Below are 21,558 nucleotides of genomic sequence, written 5' to 3' on the forward strand. Positions count from 1 at the left end.
ACGTCGGCCGGCACGACCGGTTGCCGGCAGTGAACCCTGGTGACCAGGGTGCCCGTTCCGCAGAGCGGCCGCTCGTCGACAGGCTTGGCGACGGTGGTCGGCGCCTGCTCTACGACAGCGACCGCCAGCGGAGGGCGCCGTCGGGTGCTGCGCCGATGAGCCGTCCTGCGGTGGCGGCCAGGATGGTGTGCCCTTCGGCGGGGCCCAGGTCGCTCCAACCGGCCTCATGCCGCTCGGCCGTCCGCACGAGGATCCGGTCGGCCGAGACGGCGAACAGCCGGCCGTTCATCGCGGTCAGGCTCACCGCGCCGGCGGCCGGGCCGACGCTCCTCCAGTCGTGGACGCCGAGCCGCCTGATGGGCAGGTGCCACAGCTCGTCCCCGGAGGTGACGGCGAACAGCCCTTCGTCCACGACGGCCAGGGCGATGGTGCCCTCTGGCGCCCGGCTGACGTCCCGCCACGGCATCGGGGCCGGCACGGGGTCGCGGTAACGGATGGTGCCGTCGGGGGCGACCCCGTACAGCCCGGCGGGCGGGCCGCCGTGCGCCTCCCGGGGTGCGGCGAGCGCGATCGCGTCGGTCGCGTCGATCGTCTGCCACGGGAGGTTCTGGCCGCATACGTCCCTAACGGCGAGCGTTCCGTCCGGGCACGCGGCGTAGAGGCGGTTCTCACAGCAAACGAGCGCCAGTACGACTGCGGCACTGCCCGGCTCGACCGCCGCGCTGGACGGTGGCACGGCTGCGGCACCGCCCGGCTCGACGGCCGCCGACAGGGCGACCTCATCGGACGGCGACGCGCCGACGTCGGAGGCCGGCGGCGCGGCTTTGACCGCCGCGAGAGGCGACAGGGCCCCGGCCGCCCGCGACGCGAGGGCCGACGCCCGCTCCGGCGGCGCGTCGGCGAGGGCCGCAGGTGGAGCAGGAGCCGAGGGTGGCGAAGCGGCCGCGATGGCCACCGGCGGGGTGGGGCCGATGGGGTCCCAGGTGGGGGTGGTGGGTGGGTGGGAGAGGCGGTTGAGGATGTTGCGGGTGATGGTGGCCAGGGTCGGGTCGTCGAGGGTGTTGCCCCAGTTGATGGTGCCGGCGTTGAAGACGGTGCCCGACCCGAGGCGGTGGAGGCCCATCGTGGCGGCCCCGCCCTTGCCGTAGCGGCGCCAGTGGGACAGGTCGGCCGTGGCGAGGACGACGAAGGACGGGGGCGTGCCGTCACGACCGGTCGCCCGGGGGACGCCGGCCACCCATTCCAGGTCGGCCGCGTCCGTCTCGTAGCCGATCGCGCCTCTCCCGAACGTGTCACCATCCGCGAGCCCCGTTCCCTCGAAGACCCAGTGGCCGGCGAATCTGGCGGTGTAGGACTCCTGAGACATGACGCGCGAGTCCACCCAGCAGCCGGCGCCGTTCCTGAAGGAGAGGCCGGTGAGGGTGTTCTCGGGCCGGTTGACGGGGTCGCTCGGCCACTCGACCGTGACCCTGCCGGGGTCGGTGGCGGCCATGGGGTCGGCGGTGGCGTCGCGGTAGCAGACCATGGTACGGAGGTCGTCCTCGAAGCGGACCTGCCACCAGCAGGTGTTGCCGGAGAATATGGCGATATTTCCGCCACGGCGGGCAAATGCCTCCGCCGCGTCCCGCATCTCCCACGACCAGTACTCGTCATGGCCGTTGATGACCAGGAGCCGGTAGCGGGAGAGGAGGTCGAGGCCGCCGTGCAGGTCCAGGCCCGAGCAGTAGTCGACGGTGTAGCCCGCCGGGCCGAGCCAGCGGAGCAGGCCGAGCTCCCACTCCTCGATCTGCGGCCCCGCGCCCGGCCGGTCGAAGGTGACCTTGACGGCGCGGTCGGGCTGCTCCGACTGGTAGAGGCCCTCGCCGGGGACGCCGGGCCGGTTGTACGCCTCCCAGGTGGGGAACGGGATCGACACGAGGATGGGCGAAGCGGGCACGGAGCTACGTACGACGAAATATGCGCTGGTGTCGCGGTAAATGGCTCGGTAGAGGGAGCTGGGCCAGTCGTCGCCTACCTTCAGGGTCCAGGAAGGGCCGCCGGAGGAGAGGTCCTCCATGACGACCCGGCCCGACGGCACGTCCTCCACCACGATCGGGCCACCGCCCGCGTCGAGGAGCCGGAAGCGGAGCTCCTCTCCCTGCGCGCACGACGTCGCCTCCGCGTACAGGCTCATGTACGGGCCGCCTCCACGATCAGGCCTTCCAGGTCCAACAGGTACTGTTCGATGCCCGGCGGGGGCAGCAGGGCGGTGTCGGCGTAGCAGGAGACCTCCATGTGGCCCGGCTCGCCGCCGACGTGCAGGCGGAAGTCGCAGATGTTGCGGTCCATCGCGTCCGTCCTGACCACCTCGGTCTTGCCCTCCAGGGCGGCCACCTGGCCGTCCTCCTGGACGAGCCGCTGGTCGTTGAAGCAGCCGAACGACCGGATCCCCGGCCCCACCCGGCTGACCGCCTCCTCCATCGCGTACGGGTCGTACTGCGCCTGCCGGTACGCCCGCAGCGCCGCCCCCCACGCCTGGCGCACCAGCGCGTCGAAGGACTCCGTACGCAGGTCCAGCACCACCAGCGCCTCCTGCGAGACCGTGGACACCACGTCGCGCCGCCCGGCCGCGAAGCGGTTGTTCACGATCACCCGCATCCCGCAGAACCGCTGCCCGGTCAGCCCTCCGGCCACCCGCATCGCCCCCGCGAGCAGCACCGTCGAGGAGCTGACCCGGTTGCGGGCGGCGACCTCCTGCGCGGCGGCGGCCAGCGCGGGCGAGCGCATCGTGGCCTCCACGAAACGCGGCTCCCCCGGTACGTGCGAGGACGGCGGCACGGGGTCCATCCGGGCGTACTCCTCCAGCCAGAACCCGATCGCCTCCCCCGACACCCGCTGCCCCTCGGGCGAGTGCTGCCAGGCGGCGAGCTCCCCAGGCGTGGCGCTGCGCAGGGGCGGCAGGGAGTCCCGGAGCAGGAGCAGGCGGAAGTCCTTGACCACGATTTCGGCCGCGTGGCCGTCGGCGGCGAGATGGCAGAGGACCAGGACGATGTGCCGGACATATCCCCCGGCCACCACGAACGCCACCCGCAGCGGCCACTCCTCCCAGTACGCGAACGGCTCGGCCGCCAGCCGCTCGCCCACCTGCTCGGCCAGAACCGAGCTCACTTCCTCGACAGGAACCGGGCTCACTTCCTCGGCCCGAACCGACCCGACCGGCCCCGACCCGACCGGCCCAGACTCGGTCGGCCCTGGCTCGGTCGGCCCCGTCTCGACCACCTCGTACGGGGGACACGCGGACGGCCAGACCCGCAGGAGCGGCGCGTCGCGCGGCCCCGTGAGGCGGGTGCGGAGCGACTCGTGCCGGGCGACCAGCCGTTCGAGGGCCAGCGCGGCGCGCTCCACGCTCACCGGACGTTTGGGCGCGGCGAAGACCCGGGCGATGTTGAGGTAGCGCTCCTGCGGCGCGGCGGCGACGACCGCCCGCCAGATGTCCTGCTGCCCCCAGGTCAGCGGCCCGTCCCTGGCCGGCACCTCACCGGGGTCAGCCATGGAGCCGGACGTAGTCCACCAGCGCGTCCAGGCTGTCGATGGCCGTGGGGTCGAGCTCCACCCCGAACTCGGCCTCCACCGCGTCGATCAGTCGTAAGTAGGCCAGAGAAGTGACGCCGAGATCGCTCAGCCGGGTCTGCCCGGACAGCACCTCGGCCGGATCGACCGCCCCGTCGGCGGCCTTGGCGATCATGTCGGCGAGCCGTTCGCGAAGCTCCCCATCCATCAGCACCTGGTGAACCCTCCCTCGTCGGGGAATCCGGGGCGAGTGTGTCACGCGGTGCCAGACGTCGGCAAGCGCCTATAGGTAAGGGCTTGACGCATGTGTGCATTTTTTCTAGCGTCAAGCGGCACGACGAAAAAAATTCTGGGGGTGGTTCCGTCGGCCCTTCCAGTGCCCGATCTCCTGACGTCCCGAGCCGCCACCGATCCCGACCACACCGCGCTGATCGTCGCCGGCCAGGGCAGCCTGACCCTGGCGGAGTGGGACGCGCGCTCCACCGCCGCCGCCCGCGCGCTCCCAGGACCGCTCAAGGGCGATCGGGTCGCGCTGGTCTTCGGCGCCCGCGAGTGGCTGGACTACGCGGTGAGCTGGATGGCCGTGCTGAAGGCGGGCGGCGTGGCGGTGCCGCTCTCGGACCGGCTCGCCCCGCCGGAGCTGGCGTACATGATCGAGGACTGCGGGGCGACGACGGTCGTCCACGGCGGCGGGGACCCGGCGCTCCCACCCAAGCAGGCCGTCCCCTTCAAAGAGCTCTTGTCAGGACCGGCCGTCCGCGAGGAGCCGGCGGCCCCGGATCCGCTCTCGCTCGCCCAGATCCTCTACACCTCCGGCACGACGGGCAGGCCCAAGGGTGTCGCCGCCACCCACGCGAACCTGACCTCCCCGCCCGTCCACCCCAAACGCCGCCCGTTCACCCATTCCCGGCATCTGGTGCACGCCTTCCCCATCGGCACGAACGCCGGCCAGGTGATGCTGCTCCACGCCCTCACCGCCGCCCCTGCGGTGGTGACGCTCCCGCTCTTCACCCCGGCCCGCTTCGCCGCCCTGATCGAGGAGTACGCGGCCGGCACCGTCTTCGTCGTCCCCGCGATGGCCGCCGAGCTCCTCAACGCCCGCGTGCAGGACCGCCACGACCTGTCCAGCGTGCTGCTGCTCGGCTCGGCCGCCGCCGCGCTGCCCCCGTCGATCGCCGCCGGCCTGACCGCCGCGTTCCCCAACGCGACCGTCGCGAACTACTACACCTCCACCGAGGCCGCCCCGGCGCAGACCATCATGATCTACGACGCGGACCGGCCCGGCTCGCTCGGCCGCGCGGCGGGCGGCTCCAAGCTCAGGATCGCGAACGCGGACGGCACCCCCGTGGCGCCCGGCGAGACGGGCGAGGTGTGGCTGCGCGCCGCCGCCCATCCCCGCGCCTACTACGACCGGACGAGCAACGGCGCCGGCCGGGAGGACGCGTTCCAGGACGGCTGGGTGCGCATGGGCGACCTCGGCCGCCTCGACGACGAGGGCTACCTGTACCTCGTCGACCGGGAGAGCGACGTGATCAAGTCGGGTGCGTTCAAGGTCTCGACGATCCAGGTCGAGTCGGCGCTGCACGAGCACCCGGCGGTGGCGGACGCGTCGGTGTTCGGGGTGCCGCACCCGGTGATGGGCACGGCGGTGGCCGCCGCGGTGGTGGCCACCGGACCGCTGGCGCTCAGCGACGTGCGGGCCTTCCTGAGCACCCGGCTGGCCGGGCACGAGCTGCCCACGGTGCTGCTCATCCTGGACGCCCTGCCCAGGAACGCCGCGGGCAAGGTCATCAAGCGGGAACTGCGCCGTATGGCAGAGGAGTGACGATGGTCCTGGCATCGCAGGCCCAGCACGGCATGTGGATCACCGAGATGATGCACGGCGGCGGCACGGCGTACCACATGCCGTTCGCCCTGTGGTTCGACGGCCCGCTGGACCGGGGGGCGATGCTGAAGGCGTGCGAGTCGGTGCTCGCCCGCCACCCGGTGCTGGGGTGCGCGTTCGAGGACCGCGACGGGGAGCTGCACCTGGTGCCCGCCGCCGACCGGCCGCCGGTCGCGTTCGCCGGGGCGGCGGACGCGGACGACCTGCTGCGCGAGGAGATCGCGCGGCCGTTCGACCTGGGGCGGGGGCCGCTGGCGCGGTTCACGCTGGCGGAGGTGGGGCCGTCGCGGCATCTGCTGCTGTTCGTGGGGCACCACCTGGTGTTCGACGGCATGTCGAAGGACCTGCTGGTGCGTGACCTGGCGGCGGCGTACTCGGGCGGGCCCCTGCCGCCGCTGCCCATGCCGTACGGGGCCGCCGCCACGATCCCGCCCGAGGCCACGGCGTACTGGCACGAGCACTGGCGCGACCGGCCGACGGTGGTCATCGACGGGATGGCCGGGACCGCGCGGACGACCGGCCGCGGCGAGACGGTCCTGCTCGACCTGACGGGCGAGATGTCGGGATGGGAGGGGGTCGGGGTCACGCGGTTCGAGCTGTTCCTGGCGGCCGTGCACGCCCTGCTCTTCCGGTACGGCAACGCCGAGCCGGCGGTCGCGGTCGCCATGTCCACCCGGCGGCCGGAGACCAGGGAGCACATCGGCCTGTTCGCCACCGAGTTACCCCTCTACTCCGCGCCCACGCCGGACACCACCCTCGCGGAGCTGGCCCACGACCTGCGGGCACGGCTGCGCGAGCTGAACCGCTTCCGCGACATCCCCGCGGCCAGGGCGGCGGGCGGCATCCGGCCGCGCCCCGCGCTGGCGCCGGTGTCGATCAGCTTCCGGCGGCGCGCGGCCGACGTGGTCTTCCCGGGGCTGGGCGTGATGGCCGAGTGGAAGATGTCCAATCACATGGTCAGGAACGTCCTGCACCTGCAGGCCGTGGACGGCGACGACGGGCTCCGGCTCACCCTGCACCACAGCCCCGACGTCATCGGGCGCGAGCACGTCGAGCGGGCCGGGGAGCACCTGCGGGCCGTGCTCGCCGCCGACCCCGGCCTCCGGCTCGCCGACCTGCCCCTGCCCGCCGTCACGCCGGTGCCGGCTCCCGGGCCGGTCGAGACCCCCGTACCGGGCGCCGCGGCGGAGGCGGTGGACGGCGAGCTGGTCGAGCAGGTACGCCAGATCTGGATGGAGGTCCTGCGGATCGAGGAGCTCGCCCCCGACGAGGACCTGTACGACCTCGGCGGCCACTCGCTGACCATCACCCAGATCGGCGCCCGGATCAGGAAACGGCTCGGCGTCGAGGTGCCGTTCGACGTGTTCCTCGACGATCCGACGGTCGCCGGGGTGGCGGCGGCGGTCAGCGAGCTGCGCGCATGATCTCCCTCGGCCAGGAACGGCTCTGGTTCCTGCACCGGCTCGACCCGGCCGACCCGGCCTACCGGGTGGCCGTCGTGCGGCGGATCTCCGGCCCGCTCGACGCCGACGCCCTGACCGGCGCGTTCGGCGACGTGGTGGCGCGGCACGAGTCGCTGCGCACCCGCTTCCCCGACCACGACGGGCAGCCGGTCGCGATCGTGGAGCCGCCGGGCCCCGTACCGGTCGAGCGCGTCGACCTCGACACGCCCGAGCAGGCCGCGCGGCTGCTCGAAGAGCGCGCGAACACCCCCTTCGAGCTGGGCTCCGCGCCGCCCCTGCGCGTCACGCTGGTCCGGCTCTCCCCCGGCGACCACGTTCTGTGCGTCGTGCTGCACCACATCATCGGCGACGGCTGGTCGCTGAACGTGCTCATGGACGACCTGGCCAGGTGCTACGCGGCCCGCCTGGACGGCACGCCGGCCGGGCTGCCGGAGCTGGCGACGACCTACGCCGAGTACGCCGACGCGCAGCGCGAGGCCGACGCGGACGTGGACCACTGGACGGCCAGGCTCGACGGGGCCGCGCCGCTGGACCTGCCGGCGGACCGGCCGCGCCCGGCCCGGCGGGGCAGCGCGGGCGGGGAGACCTGGTTCGACCTCGACCCCGGGCTGGTGGCCGCGCTGGCGCGGCTGGCCCGGGCGGAGCGGTGCACGCTGTTCATGGTGCTGCTGGCCGCGTACCAGGCGCTGCTGGCCCGCCACACCGGGCAGGACGACATCGTGGTCGGCACGCCCACGGCCGGGCGGAGCCGGCCGGAGCTGGAGCCGATGGTCGGGCTGTTCGCCTCGACGCTGGTGCTGCGGGGCGACCTGTCGGGCGATCCGGCGTTCACGGAGCTGCTGCGGCGCACCCGCCGGACCGTGCTGGAGGCGATGGCGCACGGCGAGACGCCCGTCGAGCGGGTGCTGTCGGCGCTCGACATCGAACGCGACCTCAGCCGCACGCCGCTGTTCCAGACCATGTTCGGGCTGCACAACGCGGCCGTCGGGTACGGCGAGGCCGCCACGTTCGCCGGGCTGACGAGCGAACCGTTCCCGCACGGGACGCCGCCCGCGATGGTGGACCTGCGCGTGGACCTGTGGCCGGACGGCGGCGGGCTGCGCGGCGCGTTCGTCTACAGCGCCGAGCTGTTCTCGCCGGGCACGGTGGAGCGGCTGGCGGCGCGGTTCCTCGCGCTGCTGGGCTCGGTCGTCCGCGGTCCCGGGGCGCGGGTGTCCGAGCTGGAGGTGCTGCCGCCCGAGGAACGCCGGCTGCTGGACTCCTGGAACGACACCGCGGCCGATGTCCCGTCCGGCACGGTCGTGGACCTGTTCCTGCGGCAGGCGGACCTGCGGCCGGACGTCGTGGCGGTGGAGTGCTCCGGGGAGGCCCGCACCTATGCCGAGGTGGCCGCCCGGGCCCGGCTGGTCGCGGCGGGGCTGCGTGCGCGCGGGGCGGGGCCGGGGTCCGTGGTGGCGGTGTGCCTGCCGCGCTCGGCCGAGCTGCCGGGGACGCTGCTGGGCGTCATGATGGCGGGGGCCGCGTACCTGCCGGTGGACCCGGCGCTGCCCGCCGGGCGCGTCGCGGCCATGCTCGCCCAGGCGGGCGTGCGGGTCGCGCTGGCCGGCCCGTCGGCACCCCTGCCCGAGCACGTCGAACGGATCGAGCCCGCGCCGGAGGCGTCCTTCGCCACATCACAGGCGGCGGCCGGTGCCCCCGCGTACGTGCTGCACACCTCGGGCTCCACCGGCACGCCCAAGGGGGTGGCGGTGCCGCACTCCGCGCTGGTCAACCTGCTGGCCGGGATCGAGCGGCTGCTCGGCTCCCGCCCGGAGGACGTGTGGCTGGGCAGCACGGCGCTGTCGTTCGACATCGCCGGGCTGGAGCTGTACCTGCCGCTGGTGACGGGCGGGCGGCTGGTGCTGGCCGGCGACGACGCCGTGCGCGACGGGGTGGCGCTGGCCCGGCTGATCGGCGCGTCAGGGGTCACCCACGTGCAGGCCACGCCGTCGGGGTGGAGCATGCTGCTGTCCGCCGGGCTGGACCCGTCGGGGCTGGTGGCGCTGGCCGGGGGCGAGGCGCTGCCGCTCGCGCTGGCCAGGCGGCTGCGCAGGCGGGTGGGGCGGCTGCTCAACATGTACGGGCCGACCGAGACCACGATCTGGTCCACCGCCTGGGAGGTGCCGCCCTCCCCCGACCGCGTGAGCATCGGGCGGCCGCTGGCGAACACCACGGTACGGGTGCTCGACCGCTCCGGCTCGCCCGCGCCCATCGGCGTCCCCGGGGAGCTGGTCATCGGTGGCGCCGGGGTGGCCCTCGGCTACCTGCGCTCGCCGGGCGAGCCGCCGGAGGCGTTCCCGGACGGGTGGTACCGGACGGGCGACCGGGTGCGGTGGCTGGCCGACGGCACGCTGGAGTTCCTGGGGCGCGGGGACGGCCAGGTCAAGCTGCGGGGGCACCGGGTCGAGCCGGGCGAGATCGAGGCAACCCTGGAGCGGCACCCGGGGGTGCGCCGGGCCGCCGTGGTGGTGCGGGGCGGCGACCTGGTCGCCTACGTGGTGCCCGCCGTCCCGGACGACCTGCTGGAGCGGGCGGCCGAGTGGCTGCCCCCGTACATGCTGCCCTCGGTCGTCGTGCCCCTGGAGGCCCTGCCGCTGACCCCCAACGGGAAGGTGGACCGGCTGGCGCTGCCCGAGCCCGCGCGGCCGGCGGCGGGCCGGGGCGGCGCGCCGGTCACCGCCAGGGAGCGGCAGGTGGCGCGGATCTTCGCCGAGGTGCTGGGCACCGGCGACCTCGGCGCGGACGACGACTTCTTCGCGCTCGGCGGCCACTCGCTGCTGGCCACCCGGGTCATCGCCCGGCTGGCGGCGGCGGGGACGGCGGCGCCGCTGCGGGAGCTGTTCACGCATCCCACGGTCGCCGGGTTCGCCGCGACGCTGGACGAGCTCGCGGGCGAGCCGGGCAGCCCCCTCGTGCCGCGCCCGGCCGGCACGCTGCCGCCGCTCTCCCCCGCCCAGGAACGCCTGTGGTTCCTGCACCGCCTGGATCCCTCCGACGCCTCGTACAACATGTACATCGTGCGCAGGCTCCGGGGCCCGCTCGACGAGGCGGCGCTGGAGCGGGCCCTGACCGGCCTGATCGCCAGGCACGAGTCGTTGCGGACCCGCTTCCCCGAGGTGGACGGGCGGCCGGTGGCCGTGGTCGAGCGGCCCGCACCCGCCAGGATCGAGCGGCTGGAAGCCCGCGACGAGGCCGAGGCCCGCGCGCTCGTCGCCGCCCGCACGAACACCCCGCTCGACCTGGGCGCCGCACCGCCGCTGCGCGTCACGCTCGTCCGGATCAGCCCGGACGACCATGTGCTCTGCGTCGTCCTGCACCACATCGTGGCCGACGGCTGGTCGATCACCGTCTTCCTGGACGACCTGGCCGCCCTGTACGCCACCGCCGAGCTCGCGCCGCTGGCCGTGCAGCACGGGGACGTCGCCGGGTGGCGGCGGGAGCAGGACCGCGGCGCGGCCCTCGACTACTGGCGCGCGCAGCTTGCCGACCCGCCCACCCTGGACCTGCGCACCGACCGGCCGCACCGCCCCGGGGCGACGCGCGGCGACTTCCACCTGCTGGAGGTGCCGGGCGAGCTGCTCACCCAGCTGGAGTCGACGGCTCGCCGGCATCGGGTGACGCTCTTCATGGTGCTGCTGGCGGCGTACCAGATCCTGCTGTCGCGGCACACGGGGCAGGACGACGTGCTGGTCGGGTCGCCGACGGCGGGCCGGGACCGGGTGGAGCTGGAGCCCCTCATCGGCTACCTCAGCACCACGCTCGTCCTGCGCGGCGACCTGTCGGGCGACCCGGCGCTGGAGGAGCTGCTGGCCAGGACGCGCAGGACCGTCCTGGACGCGATGGCCCATCACGACGTGCCGTTCGAGCAGCTGCTGGCCGAGCTGGACGTGGAACGGGACCTCGCCAGGAAGCCGATGTTCCAGACCCTGTTCACCCTGAACAGCCAGACCGCCGACGGCGAACGCGACCGCCTCGGCCCGGTGCGGATGTCGTACTTCGACGACGGGTACCGGCAGGCCAAGTTCGACCTGACCGTGGAGGCGTGGCGGTCGCCCGGGCGGCTGCGGGTGGCGTTCGGGTACGACGCGGGGTTGTTCGACGCGGAGACGGTGGCGGAGCTGGCGGAGCGGTTCGCGGTGGTACTGCGGGGGGTGGCCGACCCGGGCAACCGGCGGGTGCCCCTGTCGCGCCTGCCCGTGCTGACGCCGTCCGACGAGGCCCTGCTCGCGTCGCTGGACCGCCCTCCGGCGGGCGTGGTGGGGACCGTCGGAGGGCTCATCGCCGAGTCGGGGTCGGCGCACCCCGGCGAGGTGGCCGTGAGCTGCGGCGCCGAGGCCGTGACGTACGCCGAGCTGGAGCGGCGGGTGGCGCGGCTGGCCGGTGAGCTGGCCGGGCGGGGCGCGGGCGAAGGGGACCTGATCGGGCTCCGGACGGGCCGCTCGGTCGAGGCGGTGGTGGCCATGCTGGCGATCTGGCAGGTGGGCGCCGCCTACGTGCCCCTGGACCCCGAGTACCCGCCGGAGCGCCTGCGCACCATGGCCGCGGGGACGTCCCTCGTCGTCACGGCGGGGATCGAGCCGGGGCCGGGCTCCGCGGAACGCCGGCCGGGCCTGGCGTACGTGATCTACACCTCGGGCTCCACCGGCACCCCCAAGGGTGTCGCCGTCGAGCACGCCGGGCTGGCCGAGCGGGTCCGGTGGATGCGCTCCGCGTACGGGCTGCGTCCCGGCGACCGCGTCGTCCAGCTCGCCTCGCTGAGCTTCGACACCCACGCCGAGGAGATCTTCCCGGCGCTGGCCGCGGGCGCCACGGTCGAGCTGCTGCCCGGAGGCGGCGCCACCCTGCCCGACCTGCTCGCCCGGCGGCCCGACGTCACCGTGCTCGACCTGCCCACCGCCTACTTCCACCACCTGGTGGACCTGATCGACGAGATCCCCTGGCCGGACGGGCTCCGCCTGGTGATCCTCGGCGGCGAGCAGGTGCGCGCGCAGGCCGTGGCCCGCTGGCGCGAACGCTTCGGCGACCGGGTGCGGCTGGTCAACACGTACGGCCCCACGGAGGCGACGATCATCGCCACGTACGCGGAACTGGAGGGCGGGGACCCGCACCCGCCGATCGGCCGCCCCGTGGAGGCGACTCCCGTCCAGGTCCTCGACCGCCACGGGGCGCCCACCCCGCCGGGCGCGCCCGGTGAGCTGTACGTCGGCGGCCCCGGCGTGGCCCGCGGCTACCTCAACGCTCCCGACACGCCGTTCGTGACCCTGCCGGAGGGCCGCTACTTCCGGACGGGCGACCGGGTGCGGCTGCGGCGCGACGGCCGGTTGGAGTTCCTCGGGCGCCTGGACGCCCAGGTCAAGGTGCGCGGGTTCCGCGTCGAGCCGGGCGAGGTCGAGCACTGCCTGCTCGCCCATCCCGACGTCCGGCAGGCGGCCGTGCTCGCGCGAGAGGGCGACCTGGTGGCGTACGTGGTATCGCGTGGGGAGACCAGCGCCGGGGGCCTGGCCGAGCATGTCGCGCGGGCGCTGCCGCCGTACCTCGTGCCCGCGCACTGGGTGCTGCTCGACGCGCTGCCCCTCACTCGCAACGGCAAGCTCGACCGGGCCGCGCTCCCCGAGCCGGACGCCCCGGTCGGGAGCGACGACACGCCGCCCAGGACGGACGCCGAGGAGTTGGTGGCCGACGTCTGGGCGGAGGTGCTGGGCGCGGACAAGATCGGCGCGTTCGACGACTTCTTCGCTCTCGGCGGCCACTCGCTGCTCGCCATCCGGGTGGCCGCCCGGTTGCGCGCCCTGGCGGGGGTGGATCTGCCGATCCGCACGCTGTTCGACCGCCGTACCGTGGCGGCGCTGGCGCAGGCCGTCGAGGAGGCGCTGGTGGCCGAGGTGGCGGGGCTGTCCGACGAGCAGGTCATGAGACTGACGGAGGAAGGCCCATGACCGAGTTGACGCAGGCCCAGCGGGCGCTGCTCACCCAGCGGCTCCGCAGGCGCGGCGGATCGCGGCCGGCCATCCCCGCGCTGCCCGCCGACCGGCCCCCGCCCCTGTCGTACGCGCAGGAGCGGCTGTGGTTCATGGAGCAGTACGCCCCCGGGAACGCCGCCTACACGATCCCGCTGGTGCGACGGGTACGCGGGCCTCTCCAGCCCGACGTCCTGGCGGCGGCGCTGCGCAGGGTCTGCGAACGCCACCAGCCGCTGCGCACCCGCTTCCCCGCCGGCGCGGACGGGCAGCCAGACGTGCTGGTGTCGGACGAGACCGAGGTCCCGCTGACCGTCGCCGAGGCCGGGTCGGCGCAGGCGGCCAGGGAGCTGGTGGGGCCGTTCCTGGCGGAGCCGTTCGACCTGGTGGCGGGCCCGGTCATGAGAGCGCTGCTGGTACGGCTGGCGCCCGACGACCACGTGCTGGCGCTGGCCGTGCACCACATCGCGGCCGACGGCTGGTCGGCGAACCTCCTGCTGCGCGAGATCCTGGCGTTCTGCACCGGCGGGACCGCGCCCGAACTGCCCGTCACGTACGGGGACTTCGCCGCCTGGCAGCGCGAACGCGCGGACGGCGACGTCGGCTACTGGCGCGACCGGCTGGCCGGGCTGGAACCGCTGGAGCTGCCGGCCGACGCGCCGCGGCCGCCCGAGCTGACCTACGCCGGGGCGGCGCACCACTTCGCGATCGCCCCCGAGCTGGCCGAGCGGCTGGACCGGCTGGGCAGGGAGCATGGCGCGACGCCGTACATGGTGCTGCTGGCGGCCTTCGCGGTGCTGCTCGGGCGGTACGCGGGGCAGGACGACGTGGCGATCGGCTCGCCGGTGGCCGGGCGGTCGCTGCCCGAGCTGGACAACCTGGTCGGGTGCTTCGTCAACATGCTGGCGATGCGGGTGGACCTGTCCGGGGACCCGTCGTTCGGGGAACTGCTGGGACGGGTGCGCGAGCTGGCCACGGACGCGTACTCGCACCAGGAGGTGCCGTTCGAGCGGCTGGTGTCGGAGCTGAACGTGGCGCGGGAGCCGTCCAGGTCTCCGGTGTTCCAGGTCATCCTCGCCATGCAGAACTACGGCGGCGAGCCGGAGCCGGGGCCGCTGACGCTGGAGGGGTTCGAGCCGGGGGTGTGGGCGACCCGGTTCGACCTGGAGCTCTACACCGGGGGCGGCGGGGCGTTCCTGTTCGTCTACAACACCGCGCTGTTCTCCGCCGAGCGGATCGAGCGCATGGCCGGGCATCTGGCCACGCTGCTGGAAGGGATGGCGGCCGATCCGGCGGCGCCGGTGTCGGAGCTGGAGCTGCTGACGCCGCAGGAGCTGGACGAGCGGCGGCGCTGGAACGACACCGCCGTCGACCTCGGCCCGCCGGGACTGCTGCACGAGCCGGTCATGACCGGTGCGGAGAGCGGGGCCGTGGCGGTGCGGCATCCCGGGGGCGAGATCACGTACGGGGAGCTGCGCCGCCGGGTGCGGGCGCTGGCCGCCGAGCTCAGGACCGCCGGGGCCGGGCCGGGACAGTTGGTGGCCGTCGTGATGGAGCGGGGCTGGGAGCAGGTCGTCGCGGTGCTGGCGATCAACGCGGCCGGGGCGGCGTACCTGCCGATCGACGCCGACCTGCCCGACCGGCGGCGCTTCGAGCTGATCGAGCGCGGCGGATGCGCGATCGCCGTCACCCAGCCCTGGCTGGACCTGTCCTGGCCGGACGGCGTGACCCGGCTCGCGGTGCTCCCGGACGCGGACGCCCCGCCCTTCGACTGCCCGGCCTCCCCCGCCGACCTCGCGTACGTGATCTTCACCTCCGGCTCCACCGGCGCCCCCAAGGGGGTGATGATCGAGCACCGGGCCGCCCTGAACACCGTCCGCGACCTCAACCAGCGCTTCCGCGTCGGCCCCGCCGACCGCTTCCTCGCGCTCTCGGCCCTGAGCTTCGACCTGTCCGTGTACGACGTCTACGGCGCGGCGGCCGTCGGCGCGACCCTCGTCATGGGCGACCCGGCCGCCGACAAGGACCCCGCCGCCTGGGCCCGCCTCGTGGAGCGGGAACGCGTCACCGTCTGGAACTCCGTGCCCGCCCTCATGGAGCTCCTGGTGGACCACGCCGAGCACGAGGGCACCGACCTCGGCTCCCTGCGCCTGGTCCTGCTGTCGGGCGACTGGATCCCGCTGACGCTCCCCGACCGCATCCGCGCCCTCGCCCCGGACGCCGAGGTCATCAGCCTGGGCGGCGCCACCGAGGGGTCGATCTGGTCCATCTCGTACCCGATCGGCCGGGTGGACCCGTCCTGGACCTCCATCCCGTACGGCCGTCCCCTGGCCAACCAGACGTTCCACATCCTCGGCCCCGGGCTGCGGGACACCCCCGTCGGCGTGCCCGGCGACCTGTACATCGGCGGCGCGGGCGTGGCCACCGGCTACTGGCGCGACCCCGAGCGGACGGCCGCCTCCTTCCGCACCCACCCCCGCACCGGCGAGCGCCTCTACCGCACGGGCGACCTCGGCCGGTACGCCGCCGACGGTGTCATCGAGTTCCTCGGCCGGGCCGACGCGCAGGTCAAGATCCGCGGCTACCGGATCGAACTCGGCGAGATCGAGACCCATCTCGCCCGCCACCCCGACGTGACCGAGTGCGTGGTCACGACCGACGGGCGGGGCACGGGGGCGCAGCTCGTCGCGTACGTGGTCACGCCGCACCCGGACCCGGTGCGCCTGCGCGCCCACCTCGCCGAGACGCTGCCCGCGTACATGATCCCCGCCCGTTTCGTCGCCCTCCCGAGCCTCCCCCTCACGGCCAACGGCAAGGTGGACCGCCGCCGCCTGCCCGCTCCCTCGGCCGCTCCGGCCGGAACGCGCACCGCGCCGGAGACGGACACCGAGCGCCTGGTGAGCGCCGTCTGGGCGGAGGTGCTCGACGGGGCGGACTTCGGCATCGACGACGACTTCTTCGACGTCGGCGGGCACTCGCTGCTGGCCATCAAGGTCGTGGCGCGCCTGCGCAGGCGGCTCCCGTCGCCGGTCGCGGTGGTGGACCTGTTCAAGCATCCGACGGTGCGCGAGCTGGCGGCGTTCGCCGACGGCGGCGCCGCCGGGCCGCGCGGGCTGCTGCACGAGCTGACGCCGCGCCGCGTCCATGCCGAGCTCACGTACGTGTGCGTCCCGTACGGCGGGGGCGCCGCGGTGGCCTACCAGCCGCTGGCCGACGCGCTGCCCGCCACGCACGCGCTGTGGGCGGTCGCGATCCCCGGGCATGACGTGGGGCTGGACGAGGACCGGCTGCCCCTGGAGGAGGTGGCCGACCGGTGCGTGCGGGAGATCCTGGAGAAGGTACGGGGGCCGCTCGCGCTGTACGGGCACTGCGGGGTCGGGTCGGCGCTGACGGTCGCGATCGCGCGGCGGCTGGAGGCGGCCGGGCGGCGGCTCGAAGCGGTCTACATCGGGGCGATCTTCCCGTTCGCCCGGCCGGGGAACCGGGTGCTGGCGGCGCTGTCCCGGCTGGCGCGGCGGGAGTACCTGCGCAGCGACCGCAGCTACGCCAACTGGCTGACCTCGATGGGGCTCGACATGAGCGAGCTCGATCCGGGGCAGGCGCGGCACATCATCAGGAACATGCGCGAGGACACCGAGGCGGCGGAGGAGTATTTCACCGGGCTGTTCGAGAGCGCGGTGGAGCCGTTGCGGGCGCCGGTGATCAGTGTGGCGGGCGAGCGGGATCCGGCCACCGAGTATTTCGAGGAGCGGTATCGCGAGTGGCACTTCCTGAGTCCGACGGCCGCCGTGGTGGAGTTGGATGAGGCCGGACACTTTTTCCTGAAATATCGGGCGCAGGAGCTGGCCGAGATCGTCACCCGCACCCACCTCGCCCTGGACACGGGCGAGCCGCTCTCGGGCCCGAACTGGCGCCTGCACGACACCTCCCACCTCACCTCATCGCCCCCGGCCACAGTCCCATCCGCTCCGCCAACGGCAGCTCCGGCGGCAACCCCATCCGCACGCCCCGTCCCCGCCACTCCCCCGGCTCCGGCCCCATTCGCTCGGCCGGTCCCCGCCACCGGCCCGACCCCGGCTCGGATCCCGCCCGCAGGGCCGCTCGCGGGGCCGCAACCCAGCATGCGGCGGTTCCTGGTCGTGGCCGGGGGCCAGCTGGTGTCGATCATGGGCTCGGCGCTGACCGAGTTCGCCATTCCCCTCTGGATCTACCTCACCACCGGCTCCCTGGCCCAGTTCGCCCTGCTCGCCGTCCTCGGCCTGGTGCCGGGCATGGTGGTGGCCCCGCTGGCGGGCGCCATCGTGGACCGCAGCGACCGCCGTACCGTGATGCTCGGCGGCGACTTCGCCGCCTTCGGGACGCAGCTCCTGCTCGGCGTGCTGCTGTGGACGGGCAACCTGCAGACCTGGCACATCTACCCGCTGCTCGCGCTGCTGTCGGTGGCGCTCACGTTCCAGCGCCTCGCCTACAGCTCGGCGGTGCCGCAGCTCGTGCCCAAGCGGCACCTCGGCCACGCGAACGGCATCGTGCAGATGGCAGGGGGGATGACGCAGCTCATCGTGCCGCTGGCGGCCGCCGGGCTGATGGCGGTCGTCGGGCTCGGGGGCATCCTGGTCCTGGACGTGATCAGCTACGTGTTCGCGATCGCCGTGACGCTGCTGGTGCGCTTCCCTCGGACGATGGCCTGGCGACGCAAGGAGCCGGTCATGACGGAGCTGGTGGCCGGGTTCCGGTATTCGTGGGGGCAGCTCGGGTTCCGGCGGATGCTGCTGTTCTTCGCGGTCCTGAACGTGTTCCTGTCGCCGCTCTTCCTGATGATCTCGCCGCTGGTGCTGTCGTTCGCGGGGCTGCAGGACGTGGGGCGGATCTCGTTCCTGTCGGGGCTCGGGGTGCTGCTCGGCGGCCTGGCCATGACGGTGTGGGGCGGGCCCGGTCACGGGCGGATGCGGGCGGTGCTCTGGTGCACGCTCGCGCTGGCCGCGTTCTGCCTGGTCACGGGGTTGCGGGCGGATCTGGTGACGATCGGGGTCGGGGCGTTCGGGATGTCGTTGTGGGTGACGCTGCTCAACGGGGTCTACGCCACGATCGTGCAGGTGAAGGTGCCGCAGCGCTTCCACGGGCGGGTGTTCGCGCTGAACACGCTGATCGCCTGGTCGACGCTGCCGCTGGGGTTCGGGCTCGTGGCGCCGTACGGGGCGGCGGTGTTCGACCCGCTGCTCGCCCCGGACGGGCCGCTCGCCTCGACCGTCGGCGCGCTGATCGGGACGGGGGCGGGGCGGGGTGTGGGATTGATGTACGTCCTGTTCGCGGTCGCGATGGCGGTGCTGGCGGTCGTGGCGCTCCGGTCCCGGCTGCCGTCCCTGGTGGACGACGCCGCCGACGCCGCCCCCGACGACCTGGTCGGCCTACAGTCCCTCGAACGACGCCGCCTCTAGCGCTTCCTTGAGCGCCTGGAGGAACAGGACGGCGTCCCTGCCGTTGACCAGCCGATGGTCGTAGGCCAGCCCGATCACCGCCACCGTGCGCTCGCCTTCCCGCTGCGGCGAGGTGAGCGCGAGGGCGCACGCCTGGCCCGGGAAGACGATGGGGATGGCCATGACGATGTCGCGGTCGTGGTGCAGGGTGACGACGATGTTGCCGCCGTCGAAGTGCTCCTGCCTGAACCCGCCGCGCTGGGCCAGCCGCCGGAACCCGGCCAGTTCCCCGGCGATCTCCTCGATCCCCTTGCCGTGGGCGTCCCGGATGACCGGCACGTACAGGCCGGTGCCGAGATCGATCGTGACGCCCACGTTGGGGGCGTCGGGGACGGCGGCCGTGCCCTCGTCCATGAGGGTGGCGAAGCACAGCGGGAAGTCCTGGTGCAGGCGGGCGACGGCGGCGATGAGGAGGTCGGGCAGGCCGACGAGCTTGCGCAGGCGCTTGGTGAGGTCGCGGGCGGTTGTGGTGGCCTTGCCCACGTCCACTTTGATGGCGGTGTAGGCGGCGGGGATCGTCCGATGCGAAAGGCTCACCGTCCTTCCGACGGCCTGCTGGTTCCCGCTCAACCCCCGCACACTCCCCCCGACCGCCGCGACGGAGGCGGGCGGCACCGCGGTGGGCGAGGCAGCGGGCACGGGCGGTGGGGGCGTCTCCGCGACGGAGGCCTCCGCGGACGGCGAGGGTCCTTCGACGGTAGGCGACGCCGGCGGGCGGGGCGGAGGTGAGCCCGCTGCGGCCAGGCGCTCGACGTCGGCGCGCCGCACCACCTTCACGGGCAGGTCGCGCACCCGGGCGGGGTCGATGCCCAGCTCGTCGATGAGCGCCTGCGCGGGCGCCGTGATCAGCGGCGCTTTGGCGGGCAGGCCGTCACCGGAGACCGCCGCAAGCGCGCCCGAGGCGGGCGAGGGCACGGCCGAGGGAAGCGCGAACGAAGGCGGGGCGCACGCGGGCGTGGGCGTGGGCGAAAGCGGGGCGGGGGTGGGTGGAGGTGGGGTGGGGGGTGGTGCGGGGTGGGGGGTGATGTGGGCGATGGGCTGGCCCGGGGTGCAGTCGGCGCCCGCCGGGATCAGCTGGACCAGGATCCCGTCGTGCCCGCTGACCAGCTCCTCCACCGTCTTGGACGTCTCCACCGACGCCACCACGTCATCCCCCCGCACCGGCGCGCCATCCGCCACCAGCCATTCCAGCAGCACGTACGCCGAGTCGTTGGTGTTCAGCTTCGGCACCCGGATCTCAGCCATCCAGCCCCTCCAGCCCTTCCAGCACGGCACGGCGGATCGTGGAGTCCTGGACGAGCACCTCGCGCTCCAGGTGGGCGGCCGTGGGGATCACGCTGTCCGCCGAGCTGACCAGCCGGACCGGGCGCCGCAGGCGGCCCCAGAGGCGGGTGTGCAGGTCGGCGGCCACGTGGTCGCCCCAGGTGCCGCCCGCGCTGCCGTCCTCGGCCACGCACACCAGCGGCGCCCGCCCGAGCAGCGGCAGCAGCTCCGACGGGTCGAAGGGGTACAGGCGCGAGGGGACCATCAGGACGCCGGTCAGGTCGTGGTCGAGCAGCAGGGTTCGCATGGCGGCCAGCGCGCGGTGGGCGACCCCGCCGGGGGTGATCAGCACGTAGTCGAGATCGCCGGAGGGGATGTCGAGGCCGCCGGGTCCCCCGGTGTCGAGGCGGACCACCGCCACGTCGCCCACCAGCTCCCACGTGAACAGCTCGTCCACCTCGTACATCCGCCGCGTGTACAGCACCTTGTCCTCGAACAGCAGGCACGGCTCGCCCAGCGCCAGCATGCGGTCGAGCACGGCCCGGTTGTCGTGGAAGGGCGACATCTCGAACAGCGACAGCCCGGGGATCCCGATGAAGTGCTTCTGCGGGCTCTGGCTGTGGGTGGGGCCGTAGCCGCGGTGGCCGCCGGACGGGCACCGGATCACCAGCGGGAGGGGTACGCGGGTCCCGTACATGGTGACGGATTTGCCGGCGAAGTTGAGGATCTGGTCAAAGGCGAGTGCCACGAAGTCGGCGAACATGATCTCCACGACCGCCTTGCCGCCCGCCAGCGCCAGCCCCGAGGCCGCGCCGACGATGGCGCCCTCGCTGAGCGGGGTGGTGAGCACGCGGCCGGGGAAGCGGGCGGACAGGCCCTTGGTGATCTTGAAGGCGCCGCCGTAGGGGTCGAGGAGGTCCTCGCCCAGGACGTACACGGAGGGGTCGTCCTCGAGGAGCCCGTGCAGCGCGCGGTTGAGGTTCTCACCGACCCGCACCCTGCCCGCGGGCACCCCGCCGACCGTCACGCCGGCGTCCAGACGGATGGCGGCCGGGCGGCGACCTCGGCCGCGATCCGGTCGATCCGGGTACGGGCCTCCGCCTCGATCCCGGCGGACTGTACGGGGTGCGCGGCCTGGTAGGCGGCGTACCAGTCGAAGCGGGGGAAGTCCGGCGGCCGGGTGTCGTCGCCCTTGCTGTGGGGGCCGAGGCGATGGGTGGCGAACTCCACGACCAGCGGGAGTGACTCCGTCCGTACCCGGTCGACGAGCGGCGCCAGCTGGGTGCGGATTTCGTGAATTTCCGCGATATCCACCCGCTTGTGCGCCACGCCGAACGCCCGCGCCCGCCCCTCCACCGTGCCCGCCATCTGCAGCCCCGTCGGCGTGGACTGGGCGATGCCGTTGTGCTCGACCACGACCAGGAGCGGGAGCCGCCAGAGCTGGGCCAGGTTGAGCGCCTCGTACACGGCTCCCTCGCCCCAGGTGCCGTCGCCGATGTAGACGCACGCCAGCGCGCCCGGCTCGTGCCGCTTCAGCCGCAACGCGACCCCGGCCGCCACGGGCAGGCTCTGGCCCTGCACGCCGGTGGACAGGTAGCGGCCGCGCTTGAGGTGCTGGCTGCCGCCGACGCCGTCGCAGATCGCCCCCTTCCGGCCCATGATCTCGGCCAGCAGCCCCTCCGGGTCCTCGAACCTGGCCAGATAGTGGCCATGGCCCCGGTGGTTGCTGAAGATCCAGTCGCTCTCGCGCAGGAGCGTCCGCAGGGAGACGGGGACGTACTCCTGGCCGAGGCAGGTGTGGGTGGTGCCGTTGAGCTCGCCGCGCTCGAAGAGCGAGAGCAGCTTCAGCTCGAAGAATCGGATCAGCAGTAACAGCGCCAGGTCGTCGTCAGAGAGTTTGTCCATTGAGTCTCTCGAGCACCAGGAGA

The 21,558-nt window shown here is 74.0% G+C and carries 10 protein-coding genes; 4 read left to right on the forward strand and 6 right to left on the reverse strand.

Translation table 11 applies throughout. The annotated features are described in order from the left end of the window. Positions 1-109: 109 nt before the first annotated feature. From AB0J87_RS39165 to AB0J87_RS39175, 3 genes are read right to left on the reverse strand one after another with little or no spacing between them, the layout of a single operon-like run. A complete protein-coding gene (locus AB0J87_RS39165) occupies positions 110-2,173 on the reverse strand; it encodes a N,N-dimethylformamidase beta subunit family domain-containing protein (RefSeq protein ID WP_363974233.1) in 2,064 nt (687 codons plus the stop codon). Then, positions 2,170-3,531, reverse strand: a complete 1,362-nt coding sequence (locus AB0J87_RS39170; RefSeq protein ID WP_363974236.1) for a hypothetical protein — start codon at positions 3,529-3,531, stop codon at positions 2,170-2,172. Before AB0J87_RS39170 ends, AB0J87_RS39165 begins: the two co-directional genes overlap by 4 nt. Then, positions 3,524-3,757 (reverse strand): acyl carrier protein, encoded by a 234-nt coding sequence (locus AB0J87_RS39175; protein ID WP_355196023.1) that lies wholly within the window; start codon positions 3,755-3,757, stop codon positions 3,524-3,526. Before AB0J87_RS39175 ends, AB0J87_RS39170 begins: the two co-directional genes overlap by 8 nt. 168 nt (positions 3,758-3,925) lie before the next feature. Here AB0J87_RS39175 and AB0J87_RS39180 point away from each other — a divergent pair, with 168 nt between their 5' ends. From AB0J87_RS39180 to AB0J87_RS39195, 4 genes are read left to right on the forward strand one after another with little or no spacing between them, the layout of a single operon-like run. After that, complete coding sequence (locus AB0J87_RS39180; protein ID WP_363974239.1) at positions 3,926-5,374, forward strand: AMP-binding protein; 1,449 nt, start codon at positions 3,926-3,928, stop codon at positions 5,372-5,374. Positions 5,375-5,376: 2 nt separating this feature from the next. Continuing rightward, the gene (locus tag AB0J87_RS39185; RefSeq protein WP_363974242.1) at positions 5,377-6,858 is read left to right on the forward strand and encodes a condensation domain-containing protein; all 1,482 of its coding nucleotides are present in this window, start codon (positions 5,377-5,379) and stop codon (positions 6,856-6,858) included. Further along, complete coding sequence (locus AB0J87_RS39190; protein WP_363974245.1) at positions 6,855-12,872, forward strand: amino acid adenylation domain-containing protein; 6,018 nt, start codon at positions 6,855-6,857, stop codon at positions 12,870-12,872. Before AB0J87_RS39185 ends, AB0J87_RS39190 begins: the two co-directional genes overlap by 4 nt. Then, entirely contained in the window at positions 12,869-18,328 is a 5,460-nt protein-coding gene (locus tag AB0J87_RS39195) for an amino acid adenylation domain-containing protein (protein WP_363974248.1), read from the forward strand. The genes AB0J87_RS39190 and AB0J87_RS39195 overlap by 4 nt, the downstream gene beginning before the upstream one ends. Here AB0J87_RS39195 and AB0J87_RS39200 read toward each other — a convergent pair. The 3 genes from AB0J87_RS39200 to AB0J87_RS39210 are packed head-to-tail and all read right to left on the reverse strand — an operon-like array spanning position 18,299 to position 21,535. Next, positions 18,299-19,612, reverse strand: a complete 1,314-nt coding sequence (locus tag AB0J87_RS39200) for a 2-oxo acid dehydrogenase subunit E2 (protein WP_363974251.1) — start codon at positions 19,610-19,612, stop codon at positions 18,299-18,301. The genes AB0J87_RS39195 and AB0J87_RS39200 overlap by 30 nt on opposite strands. Continuing rightward, entirely contained in the window at positions 19,605-20,657 is a 1,053-nt protein-coding gene (locus AB0J87_RS39205; RefSeq protein ID WP_363974254.1) for a transketolase C-terminal domain-containing protein, read from the reverse strand. The genes AB0J87_RS39200 and AB0J87_RS39205 overlap by 8 nt, the downstream gene beginning before the upstream one ends. Further along, positions 20,654-21,535 (reverse strand): thiamine pyrophosphate-dependent dehydrogenase E1 component subunit alpha, encoded by an 882-nt coding sequence (locus AB0J87_RS39210; RefSeq protein WP_363974257.1) that lies wholly within the window; start codon positions 21,533-21,535, stop codon positions 20,654-20,656. The genes AB0J87_RS39205 and AB0J87_RS39210 overlap by 4 nt, the downstream gene beginning before the upstream one ends. Positions 21,536-21,558: the final 23 nt, after the last annotated feature.

It is taken from the genome of Nonomuraea sp. NPDC049625 (assembly GCF_040675285.1).
Lineage (GTDB): Bacteria > Actinomycetota > Actinomycetes > Streptosporangiales > Streptosporangiaceae > Nonomuraea > Nonomuraea angiospora_A.